The sequence below is a fragment of the Micromonospora sp. NPDC005173 genome, assembly GCF_040608515.1.
Classification (GTDB): domain Bacteria; phylum Actinomycetota; class Actinomycetes; order Mycobacteriales; family Micromonosporaceae; genus Micromonospora.
In genome coordinates, this window is record NZ_JBEXIK010000020.1 from 89377 (window position 1) to 110708 (window position 21332).

At 72.3% G+C, this 21332-nt stretch carries 18 protein-coding genes and 1 rRNA gene; 11 read left to right on the forward strand and 8 right to left on the reverse strand.

The window, feature by feature from the left end; all coding sequences use genetic code 11:
* Window positions 1-142: 142 nt before the first annotated feature.
* Complete coding sequence (locus ABZV00_RS22235; RefSeq protein ID WP_355609181.1) at window positions 143-1510, forward strand: hypothetical protein; 1368 nt, start codon at window positions 143-145, stop codon at window positions 1508-1510.
* A gap of 14 nt (window positions 1511-1524) precedes the next feature.
* On the opposite strand, the gene ABZV00_RS22240 is transcribed toward ABZV00_RS22235, so the two are convergent.
* Window positions 1525-2214: a lysophospholipid acyltransferase family protein gene (locus tag ABZV00_RS22240; protein WP_355609184.1), complete on the reverse strand. Its 690-nt coding sequence runs from the start codon at window positions 2212-2214 to the stop codon at window positions 1525-1527.
* Between the two features lie 161 nt (window positions 2215-2375).
* Window positions 2376-5522: an isoleucine--tRNA ligase gene (gene ileS / locus ABZV00_RS22245; RefSeq protein WP_355609186.1), complete on the reverse strand. Its 3147-nt coding sequence runs from the start codon at window positions 5520-5522 to the stop codon at window positions 2376-2378.
* Window positions 5523-5864: 342 nt separating this feature from the next.
* Between ileS and ABZV00_RS22250 the strand changes: the two genes are divergently transcribed.
* Genes ABZV00_RS22250 through ABZV00_RS22270 form a run of 5 tightly spaced genes read left to right on the forward strand, consistent with a single transcriptional unit; the run spans window position 5865 to window position 9504 of the window.
* Entirely contained in the window at window positions 5865-6884 is a 1020-nt protein-coding gene (locus tag ABZV00_RS22250) for an ArsR family transcriptional regulator (protein ID WP_355609189.1), read from the forward strand.
* Window positions 6885-6943: 59 nt separating this feature from the next.
* Window positions 6944-7702, forward strand: coding sequence for an ABC transporter ATP-binding protein (locus ABZV00_RS22255; RefSeq protein WP_355609192.1), 759 nt, complete (start codon window positions 6944-6946; stop codon window positions 7700-7702).
* On the forward strand, window positions 7678-7935 hold the full coding sequence (locus tag ABZV00_RS22260) for a hypothetical protein (RefSeq protein ID WP_355609195.1): 258 nt from the start codon (window positions 7678-7680) through the stop codon (window positions 7933-7935). The genes ABZV00_RS22255 and ABZV00_RS22260 overlap by 25 nt, the downstream gene beginning before the upstream one ends.
* An 11-nt stretch (window positions 7936-7946) precedes the next feature.
* Complete coding sequence (locus tag ABZV00_RS22265) at window positions 7947-8705, forward strand: ABC transporter permease (RefSeq protein WP_355609197.1); 759 nt, start codon at window positions 7947-7949, stop codon at window positions 8703-8705.
* 10 nt (window positions 8706-8715) lie between these two features.
* Window positions 8716-9504 (forward strand): ABC transporter permease, encoded by a 789-nt coding sequence (locus ABZV00_RS22270; protein ID WP_355609200.1) that lies wholly within the window; start codon window positions 8716-8718, stop codon window positions 9502-9504.
* 86 nt (window positions 9505-9590) lie between these two features.
* Here the strand turns inward: ABZV00_RS22270 and ABZV00_RS22275 are convergent, their stop codons facing one another.
* Window positions 9591-11141: an alkaline phosphatase D family protein gene (locus ABZV00_RS22275; protein WP_355609203.1), complete on the reverse strand. Its 1551-nt coding sequence runs from the start codon at window positions 11139-11141 to the stop codon at window positions 9591-9593.
* 138 nt (window positions 11142-11279) lie between these two features.
* Here ABZV00_RS22275 and ABZV00_RS22280 point away from each other — a divergent pair, with 138 nt between their 5' ends.
* The 3 genes from ABZV00_RS22280 to sigJ all read left to right on the forward strand — a co-directional run bounded on the left by ABZV00_RS22280 (window position 11280) and on the right by sigJ (window position 13882).
* Window positions 11280-12458 (forward strand): acyltransferase, encoded by a 1179-nt coding sequence (locus ABZV00_RS22280; protein ID WP_355609205.1) that lies wholly within the window; start codon window positions 11280-11282, stop codon window positions 12456-12458.
* Window positions 12459-12578: 120 nt separating this feature from the next.
* Complete coding sequence (locus ABZV00_RS22285) at window positions 12579-13010, forward strand: carboxymuconolactone decarboxylase family protein (protein WP_355609233.1); 432 nt, start codon at window positions 12579-12581, stop codon at window positions 13008-13010.
* Window positions 13007-13882, forward strand: coding sequence for an RNA polymerase sigma factor SigJ (sigJ, locus tag ABZV00_RS22290; protein ID WP_355609207.1), 876 nt, complete (start codon window positions 13007-13009; stop codon window positions 13880-13882). The genes ABZV00_RS22285 and sigJ overlap by 4 nt, the downstream gene beginning before the upstream one ends.
* Window positions 13883-13931: 49 nt before the next feature.
* Here the strand turns inward: sigJ and ndk are convergent, their stop codons facing one another.
* A complete protein-coding gene (gene ndk / locus ABZV00_RS22295) occupies window positions 13932-14357 on the reverse strand; it encodes a nucleoside-diphosphate kinase (RefSeq protein ID WP_328419466.1) in 426 nt (141 codons plus the stop codon).
* A gap of 142 nt (window positions 14358-14499) precedes the next feature.
* On the opposite strand from ndk, the gene ABZV00_RS22300 reads away from it, so the two are divergent.
* A complete protein-coding gene (locus tag ABZV00_RS22300) occupies window positions 14500-15921 on the forward strand; it encodes a VOC family protein (protein WP_355609210.1) in 1422 nt (473 codons plus the stop codon).
* 37 nt (window positions 15922-15958) lie between these two features.
* Here ABZV00_RS22300 and ABZV00_RS22305 read toward each other — a convergent pair whose 3' ends face one another.
* From ABZV00_RS22305 to ABZV00_RS22315, 3 genes are read right to left on the reverse strand one after another with little or no spacing between them, the layout of a single operon-like run.
* Window positions 15959-16423 carry a DUF4233 domain-containing protein gene (locus tag ABZV00_RS22305; RefSeq protein WP_355609213.1) on the reverse strand — a complete coding sequence of 155 codons (465 nt, stop codon included), beginning with the start codon at window positions 16421-16423 and terminating at the stop codon, window positions 15959-15961.
* Window positions 16420-17754: a folylpolyglutamate synthase/dihydrofolate synthase family protein gene (locus tag ABZV00_RS22310; protein ID WP_328419472.1), complete on the reverse strand. Its 1335-nt coding sequence runs from the start codon at window positions 17752-17754 to the stop codon at window positions 16420-16422. Before ABZV00_RS22310 ends, ABZV00_RS22305 begins: the two co-directional genes overlap by 4 nt.
* Window positions 17751-20369 carry a valine--tRNA ligase gene (locus ABZV00_RS22315; RefSeq protein ID WP_355609217.1) on the reverse strand — a complete coding sequence of 873 codons (2619 nt, stop codon included), beginning with the start codon at window positions 20367-20369 and terminating at the stop codon, window positions 17751-17753. Before ABZV00_RS22315 ends, ABZV00_RS22310 begins: the two co-directional genes overlap by 4 nt.
* Window positions 20370-20439: 70 nt before the next feature.
* Between ABZV00_RS22315 and ABZV00_RS22320 the strand changes: the two genes are divergently transcribed.
* Window positions 20440-21126, forward strand: a complete 687-nt coding sequence (locus tag ABZV00_RS22320) for a hypothetical protein (RefSeq protein WP_355609220.1) — start codon at window positions 20440-20442, stop codon at window positions 21124-21126.
* A 115-nt stretch (window positions 21127-21241) separates the two neighbouring features.
* Here ABZV00_RS22320 and rrf read toward each other — a convergent pair.
* A 5S ribosomal RNA gene (rrf, locus tag ABZV00_RS22325) occupies window positions 21242-21332 on the reverse strand; the annotation flags it as partial.

Sequence of the window (21332 nt, forward strand, 5' to 3'; positions counted from 1 at the left end):
CGCGTCCGCCCGGCCGTGACCGCGCGCACGCCGCCATGACGTCCGATCGACGCCGACTGTCGTGCGCGGCAGCCCGCAGCCCGGTCGGCGGAGCTGGCGGCGCGGTACTAACCTCGGACCGGCGCGAGAGGAGATTGCCGCGATGCCGGAGCCCCAGCCGGGAGCAGGCCGTCCGGCCGACGGGAGCACCCCGGGCACGGAGCCGGACCGGGATCCGGCGGTCGCCGACGAGCCGACGCCCCCACCCGTACCCTCGGACCAGCCGGAACCCTCGGACCAGCCGGAAGTACCGCAGCGGCCGGATCCCTCAGACCAGCCGGAGCCGCCGACCGACCAGGCCGCCGGCCCGGACGACGCCGCACCGACACACACACCGGGACCGGCGGACGAGCCGCGACCGGCCGACGAGCCGCGACCCGCCGACGAGGCCGCAGCCGCCGGTGCGGCCGACTCCCCGGCCGCCACCGCGCCGGTCAGCGCGCCCCGGTGGAGCGGATCCGCGCCGGTGCCGCCCCCGCTGCCGCGCAAGCGGGCCTGGGGTGCGTCGGCCGAGCCGACCCCTGTCCCACCCACTCCCGACGAGCCGCCGGAGCACCGGACCCCGGTCGACCCGTGGGCCGGCGTGGACACCGGCGGCTGGGACCTGCCGCACGCCGAGCTGCCCCCGCTGCCCCCGACGCTGCACTACCCGGTGCCACCGGCGACCCGGCAGTGGCCCGGTCCGCCCACTCCCCCGGTCGGACCGCACCCGGCGTCGCCGCCGGCCGCCCCACTGCCGCCGGCCGCCCCGCTGTCCCCAGCCGCCCGGCCCACCATGCCGGCCCGGCCGATGTCTCCACCCGCACCGCCGCCCGCCCCGCCGAAGCAGCGCCGGGGCCGACGGTCCGCGGCACCGCCACCGGTGTCACCGCCACCGGGCTGGCAGGCCCCCAAGGGGTACGTCCCGGTCAAGGTCCGTCGGCGACGCCGCTGGCCGTGGCTGCTGCTGCTCACCCTGGCCTGCTGCTGCGGCTGCCCGGCCTACTACGGGTTTCCGATCTCGGCCCAGTACCCGGCCCGAGCGGCGCTGCCCGAGCAGGTGGCCGACCTGAGCCTGCGCCAGGACAGCCGCAACGCGGACGCCGCCCGTGACCTGGAGAACGAGGTACGTCGGGAGCACTGGCTGGCCGAGGACACCTTCGCCGGCGTCTACGGCACCGCGGACGGCAAGCGGGTGACGGTCTTCGGCGGCACCGGCTTCCGGCTCACCCCGGAGGCGGACGCGGACGCGGAGATCACCCGACTCAGTGAGCGCTACGCGCTGGAGGCCCCCGAGACGGTGAAAACCGGCGTGCGGGGCCGGCACGAACGCTGCGCGGTCGGCCGTTCCGCCGGCAGCGACGTGGTGGTCTGCACCTCGGTCGACCACGGCAGCATCGCCACCGGCGTGTTCACCCGGCTCTCCGTCGCCGACAGCGCGGCGCTGCTGGACACTCTGCGCGGTCAGATCGTCCAGCCCGAGCAGAGCTGAGGGCCGGGGGTCGGTCAGGAGTCGCGGGTCGGGTCCGGGTGGGCGCGCGGCGGGGCGTAGCGGGGCACGTACTCCTGGCCCGTGAGCTTCTGGATCTCACTCATGATCTCGTCGGTCATCTGCCGCAGCGAGGTGCGGTCGGCCGGCCGGCCGGTGAAGTCCAGCGGCTTGCCGAACCGAACGGTGATCTTGGCGGTGCCGGGACGGGGCACCCGGGCGCCGATCGGCTGCGCCTTGTCCGTGCCGATCATGCCGACCGGGATGACCGGCACTCCGGCGGAGAGCGCCAGCCGGGCCGCTCCGGTCCGTCCCCGGTAGAGCTTGCCGTCCGGTGAGCGGGTGCCCTCCGGGTAGACCACCACCAGGTCGCCGCCCTTGAGTGCCGGGATGGCCGCGTCGAACGCGGACAGCGCAGCCCGCCCGCCGGCCCGCTCGACCGGGATCGCGCCCAGGCCGGTGAGGACGAACTTGGAGATCGCGCCCTTGACCCCGGTGCCCTTGAAGTACTCCGACTTCGCCCAGAACGCCAGGTGCCGGGGCACCACCGTGCCGAGGAACAGCTCGTCGGCCACCGACAGATGGTTCCCGGCGAAGACCGCCCCGCCGGTCTCCGGCAGGTGCTCCAGCCCCTCCACGGTCGGGCGGAACGCCAACCGCAGCGTGGGCGCCACGGTGAGCTTGCCGATGGTGTAGAGCAGGGGCACTGGTCCTCCGGCGGTCGTGGGTTGCACAGGCGGTGTCACGTTAGCTGACGCCCGCACTCCGCCCGGAGCGGGTGGCGGGCGTCCCGGACCCACGGGGGCGGCCCGGGAGTGAGCGTCCGGGGACGGACGGGACGACCTCGACCCGTCCGTCCCCGACCACCTCATACCCGACGGACCACGACCGTCACCCGGTCACCCTCGCCGACCTCGCCGACGAAGCCGTCGACGCCCTCGGCGAAGTCGACGGAGTCGGCCAGCACCTCTCCGGAGACGAAATCGATGTACGCGGCCACCGCCGCGCGCACCTCCTCGGACGCCGACACCGACACCACGATCCGGTCCGAGACGTCCAGGTCGGCGTCCCGGCGGGCCTGCTGCACCACCCGGACCACGTCCCGGGCCAACCCCTCGGCGGCCAGCTCGGGGGTGACCTCGGTGTCCAGCACCACCACGCCCTCACCGCCGGGCAGCGGCGCGGAGTGCTCGGCGTCGGCGGCGACCAGGCGCAGCTCGTACTCACCCTCGGCCAGGGTGACCCCGGCGGCCACCGGAGCGCCGTCGACCAGCTCCCACTCGCCGGCCTTGACCGCCTTGATCACCTGCTGGACCTGCTTGCCGACCCGCGGGCCGAGCGCCCGGGGCACCACGGTCAGGACCTGCTGGCAGTACTCGGCCAGGTCCGCGCTGAACTCCACCGCCTTCACGTTGACCTCGTCGGTGACCAGGTCGGCGAACGGGCGCAGCTGCTCCGCCGCCGGCGAGGCCACGACCAGCTTGGGCAGCGGCAGCCGCACCCGCAGCCCCTTGGCCTTGCGCAGCGACAGCGCCGCCGAGGCGACCGCCCGGGTGGCGTCCATCGCGGCGACCAACTCGTGGTCGGCCGGAAACTCGGTCGCCTCCGGCCAGTCGGTCAGGTGCACCGAGCGCTCCCCGGTCAGCCCGCGCCAGATCTCCTCCGCGGTCAACGGCGCCAGCGGCGCCACCACCCGGCAGAGCGTCTCCAGCACCGTCCACAGCGTGTCGAAGGCGTTCGCGTCCCCGGACCAGAACCGGTCCCGGGACCGGCGCACGTACCAGTTGGTCAGCGCGTCCAGGTAGGACCGGACGGTGGCGCAGGCACCGGAGATGTCGTACGCCTCCATCTGCGCGCCGACTGCCGACACCAGCTCGTTCGTCTTCGCCAGCACGTACCGGTCGAGCAGGTCCGGCGAGTCGGTGCGGCGCCGCGCCTGGTACCCGTCCGCGTTGGCGTAGAGCGAGAAGAAGTACCAGACGTTCCACAGCGGCAGCATCACCTGGCGGACGGCGTCCCGGATGCCCGCCTCGGTGACCGCCATGTCGCCGCCGCGCAGCACCGGCGAGGACATCAGCATCCAGCGCATCGCGTCCGAGCCGTACGCGTCGAAGACGTGGTAGACGTCCGGGTAGTTGCGCAGGCTCTTGGACATCTTGCGCCCGTCCGAGCCGAGCAGGATGCCGTGGCTCAGGCAGTTGCGGAACGCCGGCCGGTCGAACAGCGCGGTGGCCAGCACGTGCATCGTGTAGAACCAGCCGCGGGTCTGCCCGATGTACTCGACGATGAAGTCGCCCGGGTAGTGGTGCTCGAACCAGTCCGCGTTCTCGAACGGGTAGTGCACCTGGGCGAACGGCATCGAGCCGGACTCGAACCAGCAGTCCAGCACCTCCGGCACCCGACGCATCATCGACTGCCCGGTCGGGTCGTCCGGGTTGGGGCGGACCAGGTCGTCCACCGCCGGCCGGTGCAGGTCGGTCAGGCGTACGCCGAAGTCCCGCTCGATGTCGGCCAGCGAGCCGTAGACATCGAGCCGGGGATAGTTCGGGTCGTCGGACTTCCAGACCGGGATCGGCGAGCCCCAGAACCGGTTCCGGCTGATCGACCAGTCGCGGGCGTTGGCCAGCCACTTGCCGAACGAGCCGTCCTTGATGTGCCCAGGCGTCCAGTTGATCTGCTGGTTCAGCTCGACCATCCGGTCCTTGAACCGGGTCACCGCGACGAACCACGACGACACCGCCTTGTAGACCAGCGGGGTGTCGCAGCGCCAGCAGTGCGGGTACGAGTGGGTGTAGGTGTCCTGCTTGAGCACCACCCCCCGCTCCTTGAGCTCCCGGATCACCGGCTTGTTGACGTCGAAGACCTGCTCACCCTGGTACGGCGGAACCAACGCCGTGAACCGGGTGTGGTCGTCGACCGTGACGATGGTGGGGATGCCGGCGGCGTTGCAGACGTTCTGGTCGTCCTCACCGAAGGCCGGCGCCAGGTGCACGATCCCGGTGCCGTCCTCGGTGGTGACGAAGTCCGCGCCGAGCACCTGGTAGGCGTTCTCGCCGGCCTGCTCGACCAGGAAGTCGTAGAGCGGGGTGTAGCGGCGCCCGACCAGGTCCCGGCCGTACACCGTGCCGACCTGCTCGTACCCGTCCAGCTCCTTGGCGTACGCCCCGAGCCGGGCGGCGCCCACCACGTAGCGGTCACCGTCGCGCTCCAGCACGGCGTACTCGATGTCCGGGCCGACGGCGAGCGCCAGGTTCGACGGCAGGGTCCACGGCGTGGTGGTCCAGACGCCCAGCTTGACCGACCCGCGGAGCAGCTCCGGGGCGGACTCGTCCGGGGTCAGCCCGAACCACACGGTCAACGTCGGGTCGTGCCGGTCCCGGTAGACGTCGTCCATCCGGGTCTCGGTGTTCGACAGCGGCGTCTCGCAGCGCCAGCAGTACGCCAGCACCCGGAAACCCTCGTAGATCAGACCCTTGTCGTGCAGGGTCCGGAAGGCCCACATGACGCTTTCCATGTAGTCCAGGTCGAGGGTCTTGTAGTCGTTGGTGAAGTCGACCCAGCGGGCCTGCCGGTTGATGTACCGCTCCCAGTCCTGGGTGAACTCCAGCACCGAGGTGCGGCAGGCCTCGTTGAACCTGGCCACGCCGAGGTCGATGATCTCCGCCTTGCTGGTGATGCCGAGCTGCTTCTCGGCCACCACCTCAGCGGGCAGGCCGTGGCAGTCCCAGCCGAAGCGCCGCTCGACGTGCCGGCCGCGCATGGTCTGGTAGCGCGGCACCACGTCCTTGACGTAGCCGGTGAAGAGGTGGCCGTAGTGCGGCAGACCGTTGGCGAACGGCGGGCCGTCGTAGAAGACGTACTCGTTCTTGCCGTCGTCGCCGGCCGGGCGGGCCTCCACCGACGCCTCGAAGGTCTTGTCGGCCGTCCAGTGCTCCAGCACCCGGCGCTCGACCGCGGGCAGGTCCGGGCTCGCCGGGACACCGGCGGCGGTCGGGTCGTGCAGTGGATAGGCCATCGGGGGTCGCTCTCCTCGCGCAGCTCACTCATCAGTGGGTCTGCGAGGACGAGCGTCTCCGGGGACGCCTCGACGGCGCTCCCGGGTGGCCCGCGGTACCACCCCGCTTGGCGGTCAGGATCGACCGCCCGCTCATTGGCCGGCTGTGACGGGCCGGACCCGTCCGGTTCTACTGGGCCGGTTGCCCGGCTGTTCTTCCGGAGGCTCACCGGTGATGGCCGGGTCATCGCCTTACGGTGCACAACGATACTCGACCCGCCCACCGGCGCGCCGCCGAGTAATCCCGCCCGCCGACGCGCCGCCGCCGGATCCCGCCCGCCGACCGCCGCCTAGGCTGGCCGGGTGATCCGGATCGAGTTGGACGAGCCCACGCTGGCTCGCACCCGGATCGCCACCAGCCCGCTGTGGGAGGTGATGACCAGCCTGTACGTGCTGCACCGCAACCCGGGCGAGGCGCCCTGGCCGTACACCGGTTGGGCGCGGCACGCCCGGCGGGTGCTGGCCGAGGTGCCGGCTACCGCCCCGGTCCGGCTGCTGGCCATCGGCTCGCGCGCACCGGACTTCCTCAGCCCGATTCCCACATCGGCCACGCCGACCCTGGCCGAGCAGCTCGCCGAGCTGCGCGCGACGCCGCCGGAGGTGATCGCCGACCAGATCCCCCGCTACCACCGGCCCGACGACCTGCCCGGGTGGCTCAGCCCGTTCGTCACGGACCGGCAGGCCGCCCTGCACCGGTTGGCGGACGGTATCGAGGCGTACTGGGACGCGGCTATCGCGCCGTGGTGGCCGGCGATGCGGGCGACGCTGGACGAGGAGGTGCTGCACCGGGCGCGGGCACTCGCCGCGCACGGCCCGGACGCGCTACTGGCCGACCTGCACGAGCGGGTGCGCTGGGACAGGCCGGTGCTGACCCTGGTGAAGCCGCTGGAACAGCATTTCGAGGCGGTCGACAAGCGACTGCTGCTGATCCCGCTGATCTTCTCCCGGGGAGCGCTCGCCTGCTCCACCGACCACCCGGAGATCGTCGCCGTCTCCTACCAGGCGCGTGGCGCGGCGCTGCTCGCCGATGGCGCGCCCGCCCCGGCTGCCCCGACCGGGCCGGCGGTCGACCGGCTGGCGGTGCTGGTCGGGCGGGGGCGTGCCCAGGTGTTGCGGGCGCTGACCCGGCCGGCGACCACCGCCGGCCTCGCGGCCACCCTGGGGCTGGCCCCGAGCACCGTCTCGGAGCAGCTCTCCGCGTTGCTCACCGCCGGCGTGGTGCACCGCCGTCGGGTCGGCCGGCGGGTGCTGTACGGCCTGGAACCAGCCGGCGTGGCCCTGGTGCAGTTGATCGGCGACGAGCCGGCGACCGCCTCGGCCTGAGCATTCGGCCGGATCCGAATTCGTTTCCCGCCGTCCCGACCACTCCTAGCCTGCGGGCCATGAGCGAACACGCGATCGAGGCGGTCGGGCTGCGCCGCACGTACCGCAGCCGCACCGGATGGTTACGACCACAGCGCCGGGAGGTCGAGGCGGTCCGCGGCGTCGACCTGACCGTCGGCAACGGGGAGCTGTTCGGCCTGCTCGGACCGAACGGCGCTGGCAAGACGACGACCATCAAGCTGCTGAACACGCTGCTCATCCCGACCGCCGGCGAGGCCCGGATCTGTGGCTTCGACGTGGTTCGACAGACCCGCGAGGTGCGCCGGCGGATCGGGTACGTCTTCGGCGGTGACCGGGGGCTCTACGACCGGCTCTCCGCACGGGACAACCTGCGCTACTTCGCCGAGCTGTACGGCGTGCCGGGGCGGGAGCACAAGCGGCGGATCGCCGAGCTTCTCGACCTGGTCCGGCTGACCGGCCGGGAGAACGACCGGGTGGAGGGTTACTCCCGGGGCATGCGGCAGCGGCTGCACATCGCCCGGGGCCTGCTGCACCGGCCGAGCGTGCTCTTCCTCGACGAGCCGTCGATCGGGGTGGACCCGGTGGCCGCCCGGGAGCTGCGGCAGACCGTCGCCGAGCTGGCCGCCACCGGCACCACCGTGCTGCTCACCACGCACTACATGGCCGAGGCGGACGAGCTGTGCGGCCGGATCGCGGTGATCGCGAACGGCACCATCCAGGCCCTCGGCACCACGCCGACGGCCGGCAGGTGCTGGAGGTGGAGGCGTACGGGGTGGGCGACACCCAGCTCGCCGTGATCCACGCCCTGCCCGGGGTACGCGAGGCGAGCGTGGCCGTCACCGGTGCGGCGCAGGTGCTGACCGTGCAGTCCGACGCGGGGGTGGACGTGCAGGCGGACGTGCTGCGCGCGCTGGACGGGGTCAGGCTGGGCCGGGTCACCGCGCGGCAGCCCACCCTGGAGGACGCGTACGTGGCGATCGTGAACCGGGTCGACGCGCAGGCCCGTGCGTTCGAGGCGGTGGCCGGGTGAGGACGCTGCGGATGATCGCGGTCGGTGCGCTGTTGCACGCCAAGCAGCTCAGCCGGTCGCCGTTCGAGATCGCCACCGCGCTGATCGTGCCGGTGGTGCAGGCGACCCTGGCCGTCTACCTGTTCCGGGCCGGCGGGGAGCCGGGCCGACTGTTGGAGGCCGCTGTCGGAGCGGGGCTGATGGGCATCTGGTCGTCGGTGCTGTTCGGTTCCGGTGGCGCCATCCAGAACCAGCGGTGGCAGGGAACCCTGGAGATGATCATGCTGGCGCCCCGGCCGCCCGCCCTGGTGGTGCTGCCGATCACGCTGGCCACCGCGCTCACCGGCACGAACGCCATGCTCGCCACGCTGGCCTGGGGTCGGCTGCTGTACGGCATTCCGCTGTCCTTCGCCCACCCGTGGGCGTTCGCGGTCGCGGTGCCCGGCTGCATCATCGGGCTCGGCATGTTCGGCCTGCTGCTCGCCTCCACGTTCGTGCTGCTCCGCAACGCCAACGCGCTGGCCAACACGCTGGAGTACCCGATCTGGCTGGTCTCCGGGATGCTCGTGCCGATCACCGCGCTGCCCGGTTGGACCGGCCCGATCGCAGCCGTGCTGCCCACCACGTGGGGAGCGCGTGCGGTCCGCGAGGCGGCCACCGGCAGCGGGCCGGTCTGGCCGTCGCTCGGCGTCTGCCTGGCGATCAGCCTGGCCTGCCTGGCGCTCGGCGCGATCATGATGACCCACGTCGAGCGGCGGGCCCGCGCGGCGGCCACGCTCGCTCTGGCCTGAGGAGGCGACGATGACCGCACTGCTCCGCCTGGTCGGCATCGGTGGCGTGATCGCCTACCGGGCACTGTTCAACTGGACCACCCCTGCGATGTTCGTCGGCACGCTGCTCGTCGGCCCGCTGTTCCAACTGCTCTTCTTCGCCTATCTGGGACGGCAGCTCGGCGTCGCCGACGACAGCTTCTACATCACCGGCAACGCGGTGCTGGCCGCCTCCCTGGCGTGCGTGTTCGGCGGCACGATGGCGGTCTCCAACGAGCGGCGCTTCGGCACCCTCGGGCACGTGCTGCTCTCACCGCGCAGCCGCACCGCGGTCTTCCTCGGCCGGGTCCTGCCGTACGCGGCGAACGGCCTGCTGATCGCGGTGACCACGCTGACCGCCGCGTCGCTGCTGCTCGGCCTGCGGGTGCCGGTCGACGCGCTACCAGGGCTGCTGCTGACCCTGGCGGTCGCGGCGCTGGCCTGCGGCTTCTTCGGCCTGACGTTGGGCGCGATCGGGCTGCGGTTCCGGGACGTCTGGCTGGTCTCCAACGTCTCGATCGCGCTGCTGCTCCTGCTGACCGGGGTGAACGTGCCCGCCGCCGGGCTACCGGCCTGGATGCGGGTCACCGGCGAGCTGCTGCCGATCACCCACGCCGCAGAGGCGGCCCGCCGGCTGGTCGCCGGCGAGGGTTTCCGGGCCGCCGCACCCCAGCTCGCGGTCGAGCTGGCCATCGCGGTCGCCTACGCCCTGCTCGCCGCCACCCTGCTCAAGCTCTTCGAGGCCGAGTCCCGCCGCCGAGCATCCCTCGACACCCTCTAACCCCAGGGCTGACCGAGGCCGACCATGAGGTTGGCGGGCGCGCCGAACTGCGCACGCCCGCCAACCTCATGATCACCGTGCTCGGATCAGGGTGCCGGGAGGGTGGTGCTCCACAGGGCGGCGCCATCGCGGTCGCGGAGGTGCACCGTGAGGGCGGCCGACTCCCCGTCGATGGAGACCTCACCGAAGTGCTGGAAGCCCTCCGCCGGCGAGGTGTTGGCGCGCGGCGGTGCGTGCACGAAGGCCGCCTGCGGCCCGAACGTGCCGTCCAGCGCGTTCGGACCGAACGCGCCGGCGTGCGCCGGCCCGGAGACGAACTCCCAGAACGGGGTGAAGTCGCCGACCGCCGCGCGCGACGGGTCGTAGTGGTGCGCGGCGGTGTAGTGCACGTCGGCGGTGAGGAAGACCATGCCGGTCACCCCGGCCCGGTGGGTGGCCCGCAGCACCTCGGCGAACTCCAGCTCACGCCCGGCCGGCGCGCCCGGGTCGCCCTGCGCGACACCCTCCTGCGCGCCCGGACCGTCCGGCACCACCACCCCGATCGGCAGGTCGTTGGCGATCACCTTCCAGGTCGCCCGGGACCGCTTCAGCTCCCGGATCAACCACTCCCGCTGCTCGCGGCCGAGCAGGCCGCGCTTCGGGTCGGCGTACGTGTTGCCGTCGTTCGCGTCCTTGTAGGTCCGCATGTCCAGCACGAACACGTCCAGCAGCGGCCCGTACGACAGCCGCCGGTACATCGGCCCGTCGACCGGCACCGGCAGCCACTCGTTGAACGCCTGACGGGCCCGGGCGGCCAGCACGTCCACCCGCTGCTCGGTGTAGCGGGAGTCGTCCAGGATCTCCCCCGGGTACCAGTTGTTGAGGACCTCGTGGTCGTCCCACTGGTTGATCTGCGGCACCGTCGCGGCGAACGCCCGCAGGTGCTCGTCGAGCAGGTTGTACGCGAACTGTCCCCGGTACTCGGCCAGCGTCTCGGCGACCTTGCTCTTCTCCGGGGTCACCAGGTTGCGCCAGATCTGCCCGTCGGGCAGCGTCACCGACTCGACCAGCGGGCCGTCGGCGTACACGGTGTCACCGCTGCACAGGAAGAAGTCCGGCCGGGTCTCCCGCATCGCCTTGAAGATCGACATCCCGCCGAAGTCCGGAGCGATCCCCCAGCCCTGCCCGACCACGTCCCCGGTCCAGACGAACCGCACGTCGCGCCGCCGGTGCCGACCCGGCGCGGTGGTCAGCGACCCGGTCAGCGGCTCGCTGACCAGCCCGTGCCGCTCCAGGCTCTCCACCCGGACCCGGTAGTGCAGCCGCTCGGCGTCCGGCAGACCCCGCAGCCGGACCTTGCCGGTGAAGTCACCGGTCGGGGCCAGCACCGGCCCACGCAGCTGCCGCGCGCCCCGGAAGTCCGGCCGGCGACTCACCTCGACCAGCATCCGACCCGGCCGGTCAGCCCGGGTCCAGACCAGCGCCGAGTCCGCGGTCACATCGCCGCTCTGCACACCATGGGTGAGCACCGGGCGCCCCGCCGGGCGCCAGGCCGGCGCCGCGTTCGCCCCGGCACCGCCCAGCAGGCCGCCGCCGGCGACTCCGGCCCCGGCCACCAGGCCGGCCCGCAGCAGGGTACGTCGATCAAGCTCGGTCATGCTTCCTCCCGATGATGGGTTGACCCCGTCGGTCTACCGGTCGGAGATGGCCGCGACCGGCGGTCCGGGTGACGAGAGCGGGAACCCCGGTTGTCCGGCCGGCTTGACCCGGCTGGCGCGCTCGCGCAAACTTCGCCGGTGCGTTCGCTTCGGTACGACGAGTTCCAGGCCATGCGTCGATTCCCCGCCCTGGACGGGCTGCGGGCAGTGGCCGCCATCATGGTCTTCGCCTTCCACTACGGAGGCCCGTCCTGGAAGTGGCTGACCGGCTGGATCGGCGTACACCTGTTCTTCGTGCTCTCCGGCTTCCTCATCACGACGCTGCTGCTGCGTGAGGAGCACCGGTACGGCAAGGTCTCGCTGCGCGCGTTCTACCTGCGGCGGTTCTTCCGGATCATGCCGGTCTACCTGCTGGTGCTCTTCCTGACCTGGGGGCTGGCCCGGCTCAGCGGCAGTGCCGACTCGATCGAACGCCTGATGAAGTACTACCTGCTGTTCCTCAACGAACTCCTGCCGGACAGCGCGCCGTACCTGCACTCCTGGACGATCGGGATCGAGCAGAAGTTCTACCTGTTCTGGCCGGCCATCGCGTTCGTCCTGGTGACCGCCGCGTTCCGCCGCCGGCTGGCCGTCACGGCCGGCCTGATCGTGCTCTTCATCGCGCTGATCCCGCCGGACATCGCCTGGCTGAGCTGGCCGATCCACTACGTGGCGATCCTCCTCGGCTGCCTGACCGCGGTGGTCATGCACCACCCCCGAGGCTTCGCGCTGGTCCGGCCGCTGACCCACCCGGCGACGGCCACCGTGGTGATCGTGGTCTTCATCGCGTTCCAGGTGGCCGTGCAGTACTGGCCGATCCGGTTCGGCCAGGAGGCGCTGATCGGCACCTACGCCGCCGCCGCGGCGCTGCTGCTGCCTGCCCTGCTCTCGCGCAGTGTGCTCGCCCGCGGGTTGGGGCTTCGTCCGCTGGTCTTCATCGGCGAGCGGTCGTACTCGATGTACCTGGTCCAGTCCATCGCGGCGCGGGCGGCGATCGGACTGCTGCCCACCATGGGACGTCGCAGCACCGGCCTCTTCCTGGGTGCCGTGGTGGTGGCGCTGCTCATCGCCGACGTGCTCTACCGGTGGGTCGAGCTACCCATGATCGAGGTGGGCCGCCGGCTGGCCGCCCGGGTGACCCGGCGCGGCCCGCGCGACAGCGGCGACAACGCCGGTGCGGGCGGTACGACAGGTGACGCCGCCAAGGTCCCCGCGGCCGAGCTGATCCCCCGCCCGCGCGAGGTGCTGGCGGACACCGCCCCGGCGGCCCGCGGCTGACCTCTTCCCCGACCTGTTCCGGACGGCATGACCGGGGTCACAGCGGCCCACTGTCACGGCACACCCCGGCCCACCCGTCGTGACGGTGTCGAACCGATCAGGGAGGTAGTCGTGCCACGGATGAACCCGGCCGAGCTGGTACCCCAGGCGTACAAGGCCGTCATGGGGATGGAGAAGTACGTCCAGACGAACGTCGACCACACCGTGCTGGAGCTGGTCAAGCTGCGGGCGTCGATCCTGAACGGGTGTGCGTTCTGCGTCGACATGCACAGCCGGGACGCGCTCGCCGCCGGCGAGTCGAGCCGGCGGCTGTTCGCGGTGGCCGCCTGGCGGGAGGCGACGTTCTTCGACGAGCGGGAGCGCGCCGCACTGGCGCTCACCGACGCGGTCACCCGGCTCGGCGAGCACGGGGTGCCGGATGAGGTGTGGGACACCGCCGCGAAGGTCTGGTCGGAAAAGGAACTGGCCGACCTGGTCATCGCGATTGCCACAATCAACGTGTGGAATCGGATCGCGGTGACGATGCAGCTGGAGCCTCCGGCACAGGTGTGACGACCGAGGCGGCAGAGGCGGCCGGTGCGCTCGAGGCGCACCGGCCCATGCTGCTCGGGCTCGCCTATCGCCTCCTCGGCAGCCGGGACGACGCGGAGGACGTGCTCCAGGAGGCGTACCTGCGCTGGCTGGGCGTGGACCGGTCAGCGGTGGACGAGCCGCGCCGGTACCTGTCCCGGGTGGTCACCCGGCTGGCCCTGGACCGGCTGCGGACGCGGCAGGCCAGGCGTGAGACGTACGTCGGGACGTGGCTGCCCGAGCCGGTGCCCACCGCGCCCTCGCCGTTCGGGCCGTTGGACCGCGCGGAGCTACGCGACTCGCTGTCCACCGCGCTACTGCACGTGCTGGAACGGCTCACCCCGCCGGAGCGCGCGGTGTACGTCCTGCACACCGCCTTCGAGATGCCGTACGCCGAGATCGCGGAAATCCTGGATCGGACCCCTGCGGACTGCCGGCAACTGCACCACCGCGCGACCGCCCGGGTGCACCAGGAGCAACGACGGTTCACCGCCAGCCGGTCCGAGCGGGAACGGTTGCTGGACGCGTTCCTGGCCGCCGCCCGGGACGGTGACCTGGCGACGCTCACCGGCCTGGTTGCCGCGGACGCCACGGCCTGGACCGACGGTGGCGGCCGGGTGTCGGCCGCCCGCAGGCCGATCAGCGGAGCGGATCGGATCGCCCGGTTCTTCGCCGGGATCTACGGCCCGCGCCACAGCTGGGCGGCGCGCCACCTGGAGCTGAACGGGGAACCCGCCGCCCTGATGACCCGCGCGGACGGCAGCCGGTACACGCTGACGGTCACCGCGGCCGACGGGCGGATCACCGGGATCTACGTGGTCGGCAATCCGGCGAAGCTACCGCCGCTCGACTGAGCCCCGGCACCGTCAGCCGATGCCGTCAGCCGGACCCGGCGAGGACGCGTCAGCCCAGCTCGGGGAACCAGAGCGCGATCTCGCGCTTGGCGCTGTCCGGAGAGTCGGAGGCGTGCACCAGGTTCTCCCGGTTGGACAGCGACAGGTCGCCGCGGATGGTGCCGGCGACAGCCTTACGCCCGTCGGTCGCGCCGACCAGCCCGCGGACCACCTCGATGACCTGGTCGCCGGAGAGCACCAGGGCCACCAGCGGGCCGCCGGTCATGAAGTCCTTCAACGGCGGGTAGAACGCCTTGTCGACGTGCTCGGAGTAGTGCTCGTCGGCGAGTGCCGCGTCCATCGTCCGGTGCACCATCGCGTCGATCCGCAGCCCCTTGCGCTCGAAGCGGGAGAGGACCTCGCCGACCAGGCCTCGGCGGACCGCGTCGGGCTTGATCAGAACGAGGCTGCGCTCATCCGCGCTGTTGCTGGACACGCTGGGTTCCTCCTGTACGCGCTGAACGCTCGGGGTCGGTACGGTCAGCCTAGCGACCCGGTCCCGGCGCCGGCGCGGCGGCCGGTCTTCCCCCCGGTGGCCGGTCCGGCCTAGCCTGGCCCTGACCCCCGGGAGGTCCACTGTGGCGAATGGCGGGAACCGACCCATCGCGCCGGTACGCAAGCTGATCGGCACGGTGCTGGGCACCGTGGCCACGTTCGTCGTCCTCTTCGGGCTGGGCATGACCAGTTGGGCCATCGTGGCGCTCGGCGTCGCCCTGTTGGTGCTGGCGATCGCGCTGGCCACCGTGCGCGGTGGCGGGCGCACCTGGGTGGTCGGGGTCGGGCATGTGCACAGCGCTTCCGAACCACCCACCCAGTACACGTTCGGCCGCTGCGAGCTGCAACTGGTGATCGACGCGCCCGGGCTGCCGCCCCGATCCAAGAAGATCATCGAGCCGCGGGTGCCGGTCTCCAAGTGGCCGTCGCTGGGCCAGACCCTCCCGATCCGGGTTGCGCTGGACGACCAGCGGCACGTCAAGGTCCTCTGGGACGAGGTGCTGACCCACGCCGAGACCGCGGCGGCCGTCGCGGACCTGCCGCCGGAGTTCGCCGACGCCGAGGCCCTGGACGAGGTGCTGATCCAGCAGGACGCGCCACCGTGGGCCGACCGCGCGCCCGACGACGACTTCCGGGACGACTTCCGCGATCCGCGCGGCGGTGACCCGTTCCGCAGCCCGCTCGACCCCGACCCGCTGCGCGACGACCTCGGCGTCGCGCCCGAGGAGCGCGAGCCGGTGGTGGTGCACCAGAGCCCGGGTGGCCCGGTGGTGCTGGAGGGGGTCCTGGTCGAGCAGCAGACCGGCGGCGGGCTGCCCCGGCGGGCCACCCCCGCGCCGCGGCCGCCCGCCGAGGAGCAGTTCGACCAGCCCGACACCGACCGCTTCGACCAGCCGGCAGACGATCCGCCCCCGCCGGCCGAGGAGCGCTCCGACCCGCCTGCCGCACAACGCTTCGACCCGCCTCCCGCACAGCGGTCCGGCCCGTTCGTGACGGACCCGCTGGACCCGCTCGACCTGCCGCTGGACGATCCCACCCCGGCCGGAGCGGCACGCGAGACCGTCACCGCCGAGGAGTTGGACGAGGCGATCTTCGGGTACGACGCGACGACCGCCGCCGATTCGGCCGCCCCGATCAGCGGGGTGGGCCTCACCCTGCTGGTCACCGACCTGTCCCGGTCGCTCGGCTTCTACCGCGACGTGCTCGGCTTCACCGAGGTCGACCAGGGCGCCGGCAACGCGGTGCTCGCCTCCGGCACGACCCGGCTGGTGCTGCGCGAGGTGACCGGGGCGGCGCCCATCAGCCGCCGGCTGGTGCACGTCAACCTTGAGGTCGACGACATCGAGGCGGCGTACGGGCGGCTGCGCGGGTCGGGCGTCCGCTTCACGTACGCGCCTCGGGTGGTCAACCGGGGCACCAAGCTGGAGGTGTGGGCGGCGGCGTTCCGCGATCCGGACGGCCACGGCATCGCCCTCACCCAGTGGCGCGAACGCGCCGACGCCTGAGCCGACACGGCACGGGCGCGGCTGTCCGGGTCGGGCTTCAGCCGAGGATGACCCGGCGGACGTGCAGCGCGTACGCCCAGACCAGGGCGAAGATGACGCCCAGCGCGAACAGCGACCAGTGCAGCAGGCCGGACAACAGCAGCAGGCCCTGGAGCACGGTGCCGGCGTGCCAGGCCCACGGACGGCGCATCATGCCGGCAAGCAGGACGGCGACCACCGCCAGGGCAACCACGGCGCCGATCGCGGTGCCGCTCAGGTCACCGCCGACCACCCGGATCGGCTGGATCGCCAGCACCAGCACCAGCGCTTCCAGGCTGAGCGTCCCGGCACCCAGGCCGCGTACCGCCCCCTCCGGGTTGCGCAGCCCGGACCGCCGCGGCTGCCCGGCCACCGGCTGGTCCGCCGGCGCCTCGGCCTCGGGCTGGTCCACCGGCGCCCCGGCCGCAGGCTGGTCCGCTGTCGGGTGCTCTGCGGTGCGGGGGTCCCGCTCCGGGCCGGTCATCGCTTCAGCAACCGACGTGCGTCGGCCACCGTCACCACCGACCCGGTGACCAGCACCCCGACCCCGCTGAGCTCACCGGGGACGTCCTCCTCGGCCAGCGCCACCGCCAGCTCGATCGCGTCCGGCATCTCCTCGGCCACCTCGACCCGCTCCTCGCCGAAGATCTCGCCGGCCAGCGCGGCGAGTTCCGCCGTCGGCATCGCCCGCGGCGAGGTGTTGCGGGTGACCACCACCAGATCGACCACCGGCTCCAGCAGCTCCAACAGGCTGGACGCGTCCTTGTCGGCGAGCACGCCGACGACCGCCACCAGCTTGCTGAAGGCAAACTCCTCCTGCAACGCCTTGACGGTGGCGGCCATGCCGTGCGGGTTGTGCGCGCCGTCCAGCAGGACGGTGGGGGCGTTCCGGACCCGCTCCAGCCGACCCGGGGAGCTGGCCTCGGCGAAGCCCTCCCGGACCACCTCGACGTCCAGTTGCCGCGTGGTCCCGGCGCCCAGGAACGCCTCCACCGCAGCGAGCGCCACGGCGGCGTTCTGCGCCTGGTGCGCGCCGTGCAGCGGGATGAACACGTCCTCGTAGATGCCGCCGAGCCCCTGCAGGGTGAGCACCTGGCCGCCGACCGCGAGGGACCGGCCCAGCACGCCGAACTCGGCACCCTCCCGGGCGAGGGTGGCGCCCACCTCGGCGCACCGTTCGAGGAGGGGACGAGCCGCCTCCTCCTCCTGCGCCGCCGCGATCACGGTGGCGCCCTGGTGGATGATGCCGGCCTTGGCCAGCGCGATGTCCTGAAGCGTGTCGCCGAGCCATTCGGTGTGGTCCAGGCCGATCGGCGTGATCACGCAGACCCCGGCCTGGATGACGTTCGTGGCGTCCTCGGCGCCGCCGAGGCCCACCTCGACCACCGCGATGTCGACCGGCGCGTCGGCGAACGTGGCGAACGCCAGCGCGGTGGTCATGTCGAAGTACGTCAGCGGCTCGTCCGACCCGGCGTCGACCAGCTCTGCCAGCGGCCGGATCTCCCGGTAGACGGCGGCGAAGCGCTCCTCGCTGACCGGCTCGCCGTCCAGGCTGATCCGTTCCCGGACCGTCTCCAGGTGCGGGCTCGTGTACCGGCCGGTGTGCAGCCCGAACGCCCGAAGCAGCGAGTCGATCATTCGCGCGGTGGAGGTCTTGCCGTTGGTGCCGGTCAGGTGGATGGCCGGGTACGCCCGCTGCGGGCTGCCGAGCAGGTCGAGCAGAGACTCGATCCGGTCCAGCTCGAAGACCATGCGGGTGAAGCCGCGAGCGGCCAGCTCGGCCTCGACAGTGGCGAAATCGGTACGGTCGGTCACGAGGAAAGCGTCTCCAGAGCAGCGTCGATCCGGACCAGGTCGGCCTCGGCGGTGGCGAGCCGGTCGCGGATCTTCGCGACCACCGGCTCGGGGGCCTTGCCGATGAAGGCCGGGGTGTCGAGCTTCGCCCGGGCCTGCGCGACCTCCTTCTCGGCCGCCGCGCGGTCCTTGGTCAGCCGGGCCCGCTCGGCGGCCACGTCGATCGACCCCCGGGTGTCCAACGCGACACCGACCGCCCCGGGCATGGCCAGCGTGGCGCTGGCCTGGAAGTCCTCGGCGACCGGGTCCAGCCGGGCCAGCGAGCGGATCAGCGGCTCGTGGGCGGCGATACCGGCCCCCGCCAACCCGTCCAGCCGGGCGGCCACCCGCTGGGTCGGGCGCAGCCCCTGGTCGGAACGGAACCGGCGAATCTCGGTGATCACCCGCTGCACGCCGGCCAGCTCCGCCTCGGCGGCGTCGTCGATCAGCGAACGGTCGGCCACCGGCCAGGCGGCCCTCTGCACCGTCTCGCCGCCGGTCAGCGCGAGCCACAGCTCCTCGGTGACGAACGGGATGACCGGGTGCAGCAGCCGCAGCAGCTGGTCCAGCACGTGCCCGAGCACCCGCCGGGTGTTCTCGGCCCGCTCGCCGCCCTCGGCGAGCACCGATTTGCTCAGCTCGACGTACCAGTCGCAGACGTCGTCCCACGCGAAGTGGTAGAGCAGGTCGCACACCTTGGCGAACTCGTACGCCTCGAACTGCTCGTCAACCTCGGCGGTGACGTGCGCCAGCCGGGACAGGATCCACCGGTCGACGGTGGAGAGCCGCTCCGCTGCGGGCAGGTCGCCCGAGGTGTGCGCGCCGTTCATCAGGGCGAACCGGGTGGCGTTCCAGAGCTTGTTGCAGAAGTTGCGCGAGCCCTGACACCACTCCTCACTGACCGGGACGTCCTGGCCGGGGTTCGCGCCGCGGGCCAGGGTGAACCGGGTCGCGTCGGCACCGAACCGGTCGATCCAGTCCAGCGGGTCGACCACGTTGCCGAACGACTTGGACATCTTCTTGCCGTGCTCGTCGCGGACCATGCCGTGCAGGGCCACCACGTCGAACGGCTGCCGGCCGTCCATCGCGTACAGGCCGAACATCATCATCCGGGCGACCCAGAAGAAGAGGATGTCGTAGCCGGTGACTAGGACGCTGGTCGGGTAGAACTTGGCCAGGTCCGGGGTCTGCTCCGGCCAGCCGAGGGTGGAGAACGGCCAGAGCGCGCTGGAGAACCACGTGTCCAGCACGTCCTCGTCCTGCCGCCAGCCGTCCCCCGTCGGCGGCTGCTCGCCGGGGCCGACGCAGACGATCTCGCCCTGCGGGCCGTACCAGACCGGGATCCGGTGCCCCCACCACAGCTGTCGGGAGATGCACCAGTCGTGCATGTTGTCGACCCAGGCGAAGTAGCGCTTGGCCAGCTCGGCCGGCTCGATGCGGACCCGACCGTCGCGCACCGCGTCGCCGGCGGCCTGGGCCAGTGGCGCGGTGTTGACGAACCACTGCAACGACAGCCGCGGCTCGACGGTCGTCTTGCACCGCGAGCAGTGCCCGACCGCGTGCACGTACGGCCGCTTCTCGGCCACGATCCGGCCCTGCTCGCGCAACGCCGCCACGATCGCGGGCCGCGCCTCGAACCGGTCCAGCCCCTCGAACGGGCCGGGCACGGTGATCACGCCACGCTCATCCATCACGGTCACCGCGGGCAGGTCGTGGCGCTGGCCGATCTCGAAGTCGTTCGGGTCGTGCGCGGGGGTCACCTTGACCATGCCGGTGCCGAAGGACGGGTCGACGTGCGCGTCGGCGACGATCGGGATGCGACGACCGGTCAGCGGCAGCTCGACCTCGGTGCCGATCAGGTGCTGGTACCGCTCGTCGTCCGGGTGCACCGCCACGGCGGTGTCGCCCAGCATCGTCTCGGCCCGGGTGGTGGCCACCACGACCTCGTCGCTGTACCGGATGGAGATCAGCTCACCGTCGTCGTCGGTGTGCTCGACCTCGATGTCGGAGAGCGCGGTCAGGCAGCGCGGGCACCAGTTGATGATCCGGTTGGCCCGGTAGATCAGGCCCTCGTCGAAGAGCTTCTTGAAGATCGTCTGGACGGCGTGGGTCAGGCCCTCGTCCATGGTGAAGCGCTCCCGGTCCCAGTCGACCGAGTCACCGAGGCGCCGCATCTGACCGAGGATCGCCCCACCGGACTCGGCCTTCCACTGCCAGACCCGCTCGACGAACTTCTCCCGGCCGAGGTCGTGCCGGGACAGGCCTTCGCCGGCGAGCTGACGCTCGACCAGGTTCTGGGTGGCGATGCCCGCATGGTCCATGCCGGGCAGCCAGAGCGCCTCGAAGCCCTGCATGCGCTTACGCCGGGTCAGCGCGTCCATCAGCGTGTGCTCGAACGCGTGGCCCATGTGCAGCGAACCGGTGACGTTCGGCGGCGGGATGACGATCGTGAAGGGCGGCTTGTCGCTGTCGGCGGAGGCCCGGAAGTGCCCGGCGGCTACCCACTGCTCGTACCGTCGCTGCTCTACCTCGCCGGGCTGGTACTGGCCGGCCAGGGTGGGGGCGTCGGGGCGTCGGGCATCGAGTCTGTCGGTCACCCTGGAAAGTCTACGGAGGGCTTCGGCGGACCCGGCGTGCACCGCCTGCCATTCGCGTACGGTGTCGGCTATGTCCGACGCACATCTCACTGAGCGCCCGCTCGACGACGGTCGCGAGCCGGTCGAGCTGACCGACGAGCCGATCCAGCTGAGCACCCGGGATACCGGCGGCGACCCCGACGAGCCGCAGGGTGGGTGGTCCCGGCGCCGCCGGATCGGCTGGACGGTCGCACTGGTCGTCGGCCTGGCGGGTGCGGGTGTCCTAGGTGTCGGCGGATGGCGGGTGGCACAGCAGAAGGACACCCAGTTGACCTCGCCCGATCAGGTGGCGGGCCTGACCCGGGACGACAGCGAGCGGGCGAAGAGCACTGCGGACTACCTGCGCAGCGGCCTCGCCGCCGACATCGAGCTGGACCGCAGCTTCGGCACGGTCTACCGCGACCCGGCCGACGACAAGCGGTCGGTGCTCGTCTTCGGGGGCACCACCCTGCTCTGGCAGCCGGAGCGCGACCTGGACAGCCTCTTCGGCCTGATGTCCGACGAGACCGGCGCGGTGACCGGCCTGCGCGAGGTGCCCGCGGGCGAGCTGGGCGGCGTGATGAAGTGCGGCAGCACCAGCGGCGAGGGCGGCGACTTCGCGGTGTGCGGCTGGGCCGATCACGGCAGCGTCGTGATGGCCATGTTCCCGGGACGATCGGTCACCGACGCCGGGGGCCTGCTGCGCAACCTCCGCGCGGACATGCAGACCCGGAACTGACCGACTCCGTTTTCCGGGTACGGATATGCGTCAGGGCCACCCCGGTGGGGGTGGCCCTGACGCATAAAAACGCAGGAAGGGTCACCCTGTACGGGTGACCCTTCCTGGAATGATTGTCCGGCGGTGTCCTACTCTCCCACACCCTCACGAGTGCAGTACCATCGGCGCTGGAGGGCTTAGCTTCCGGGTTCGGAATGTGACCGGGC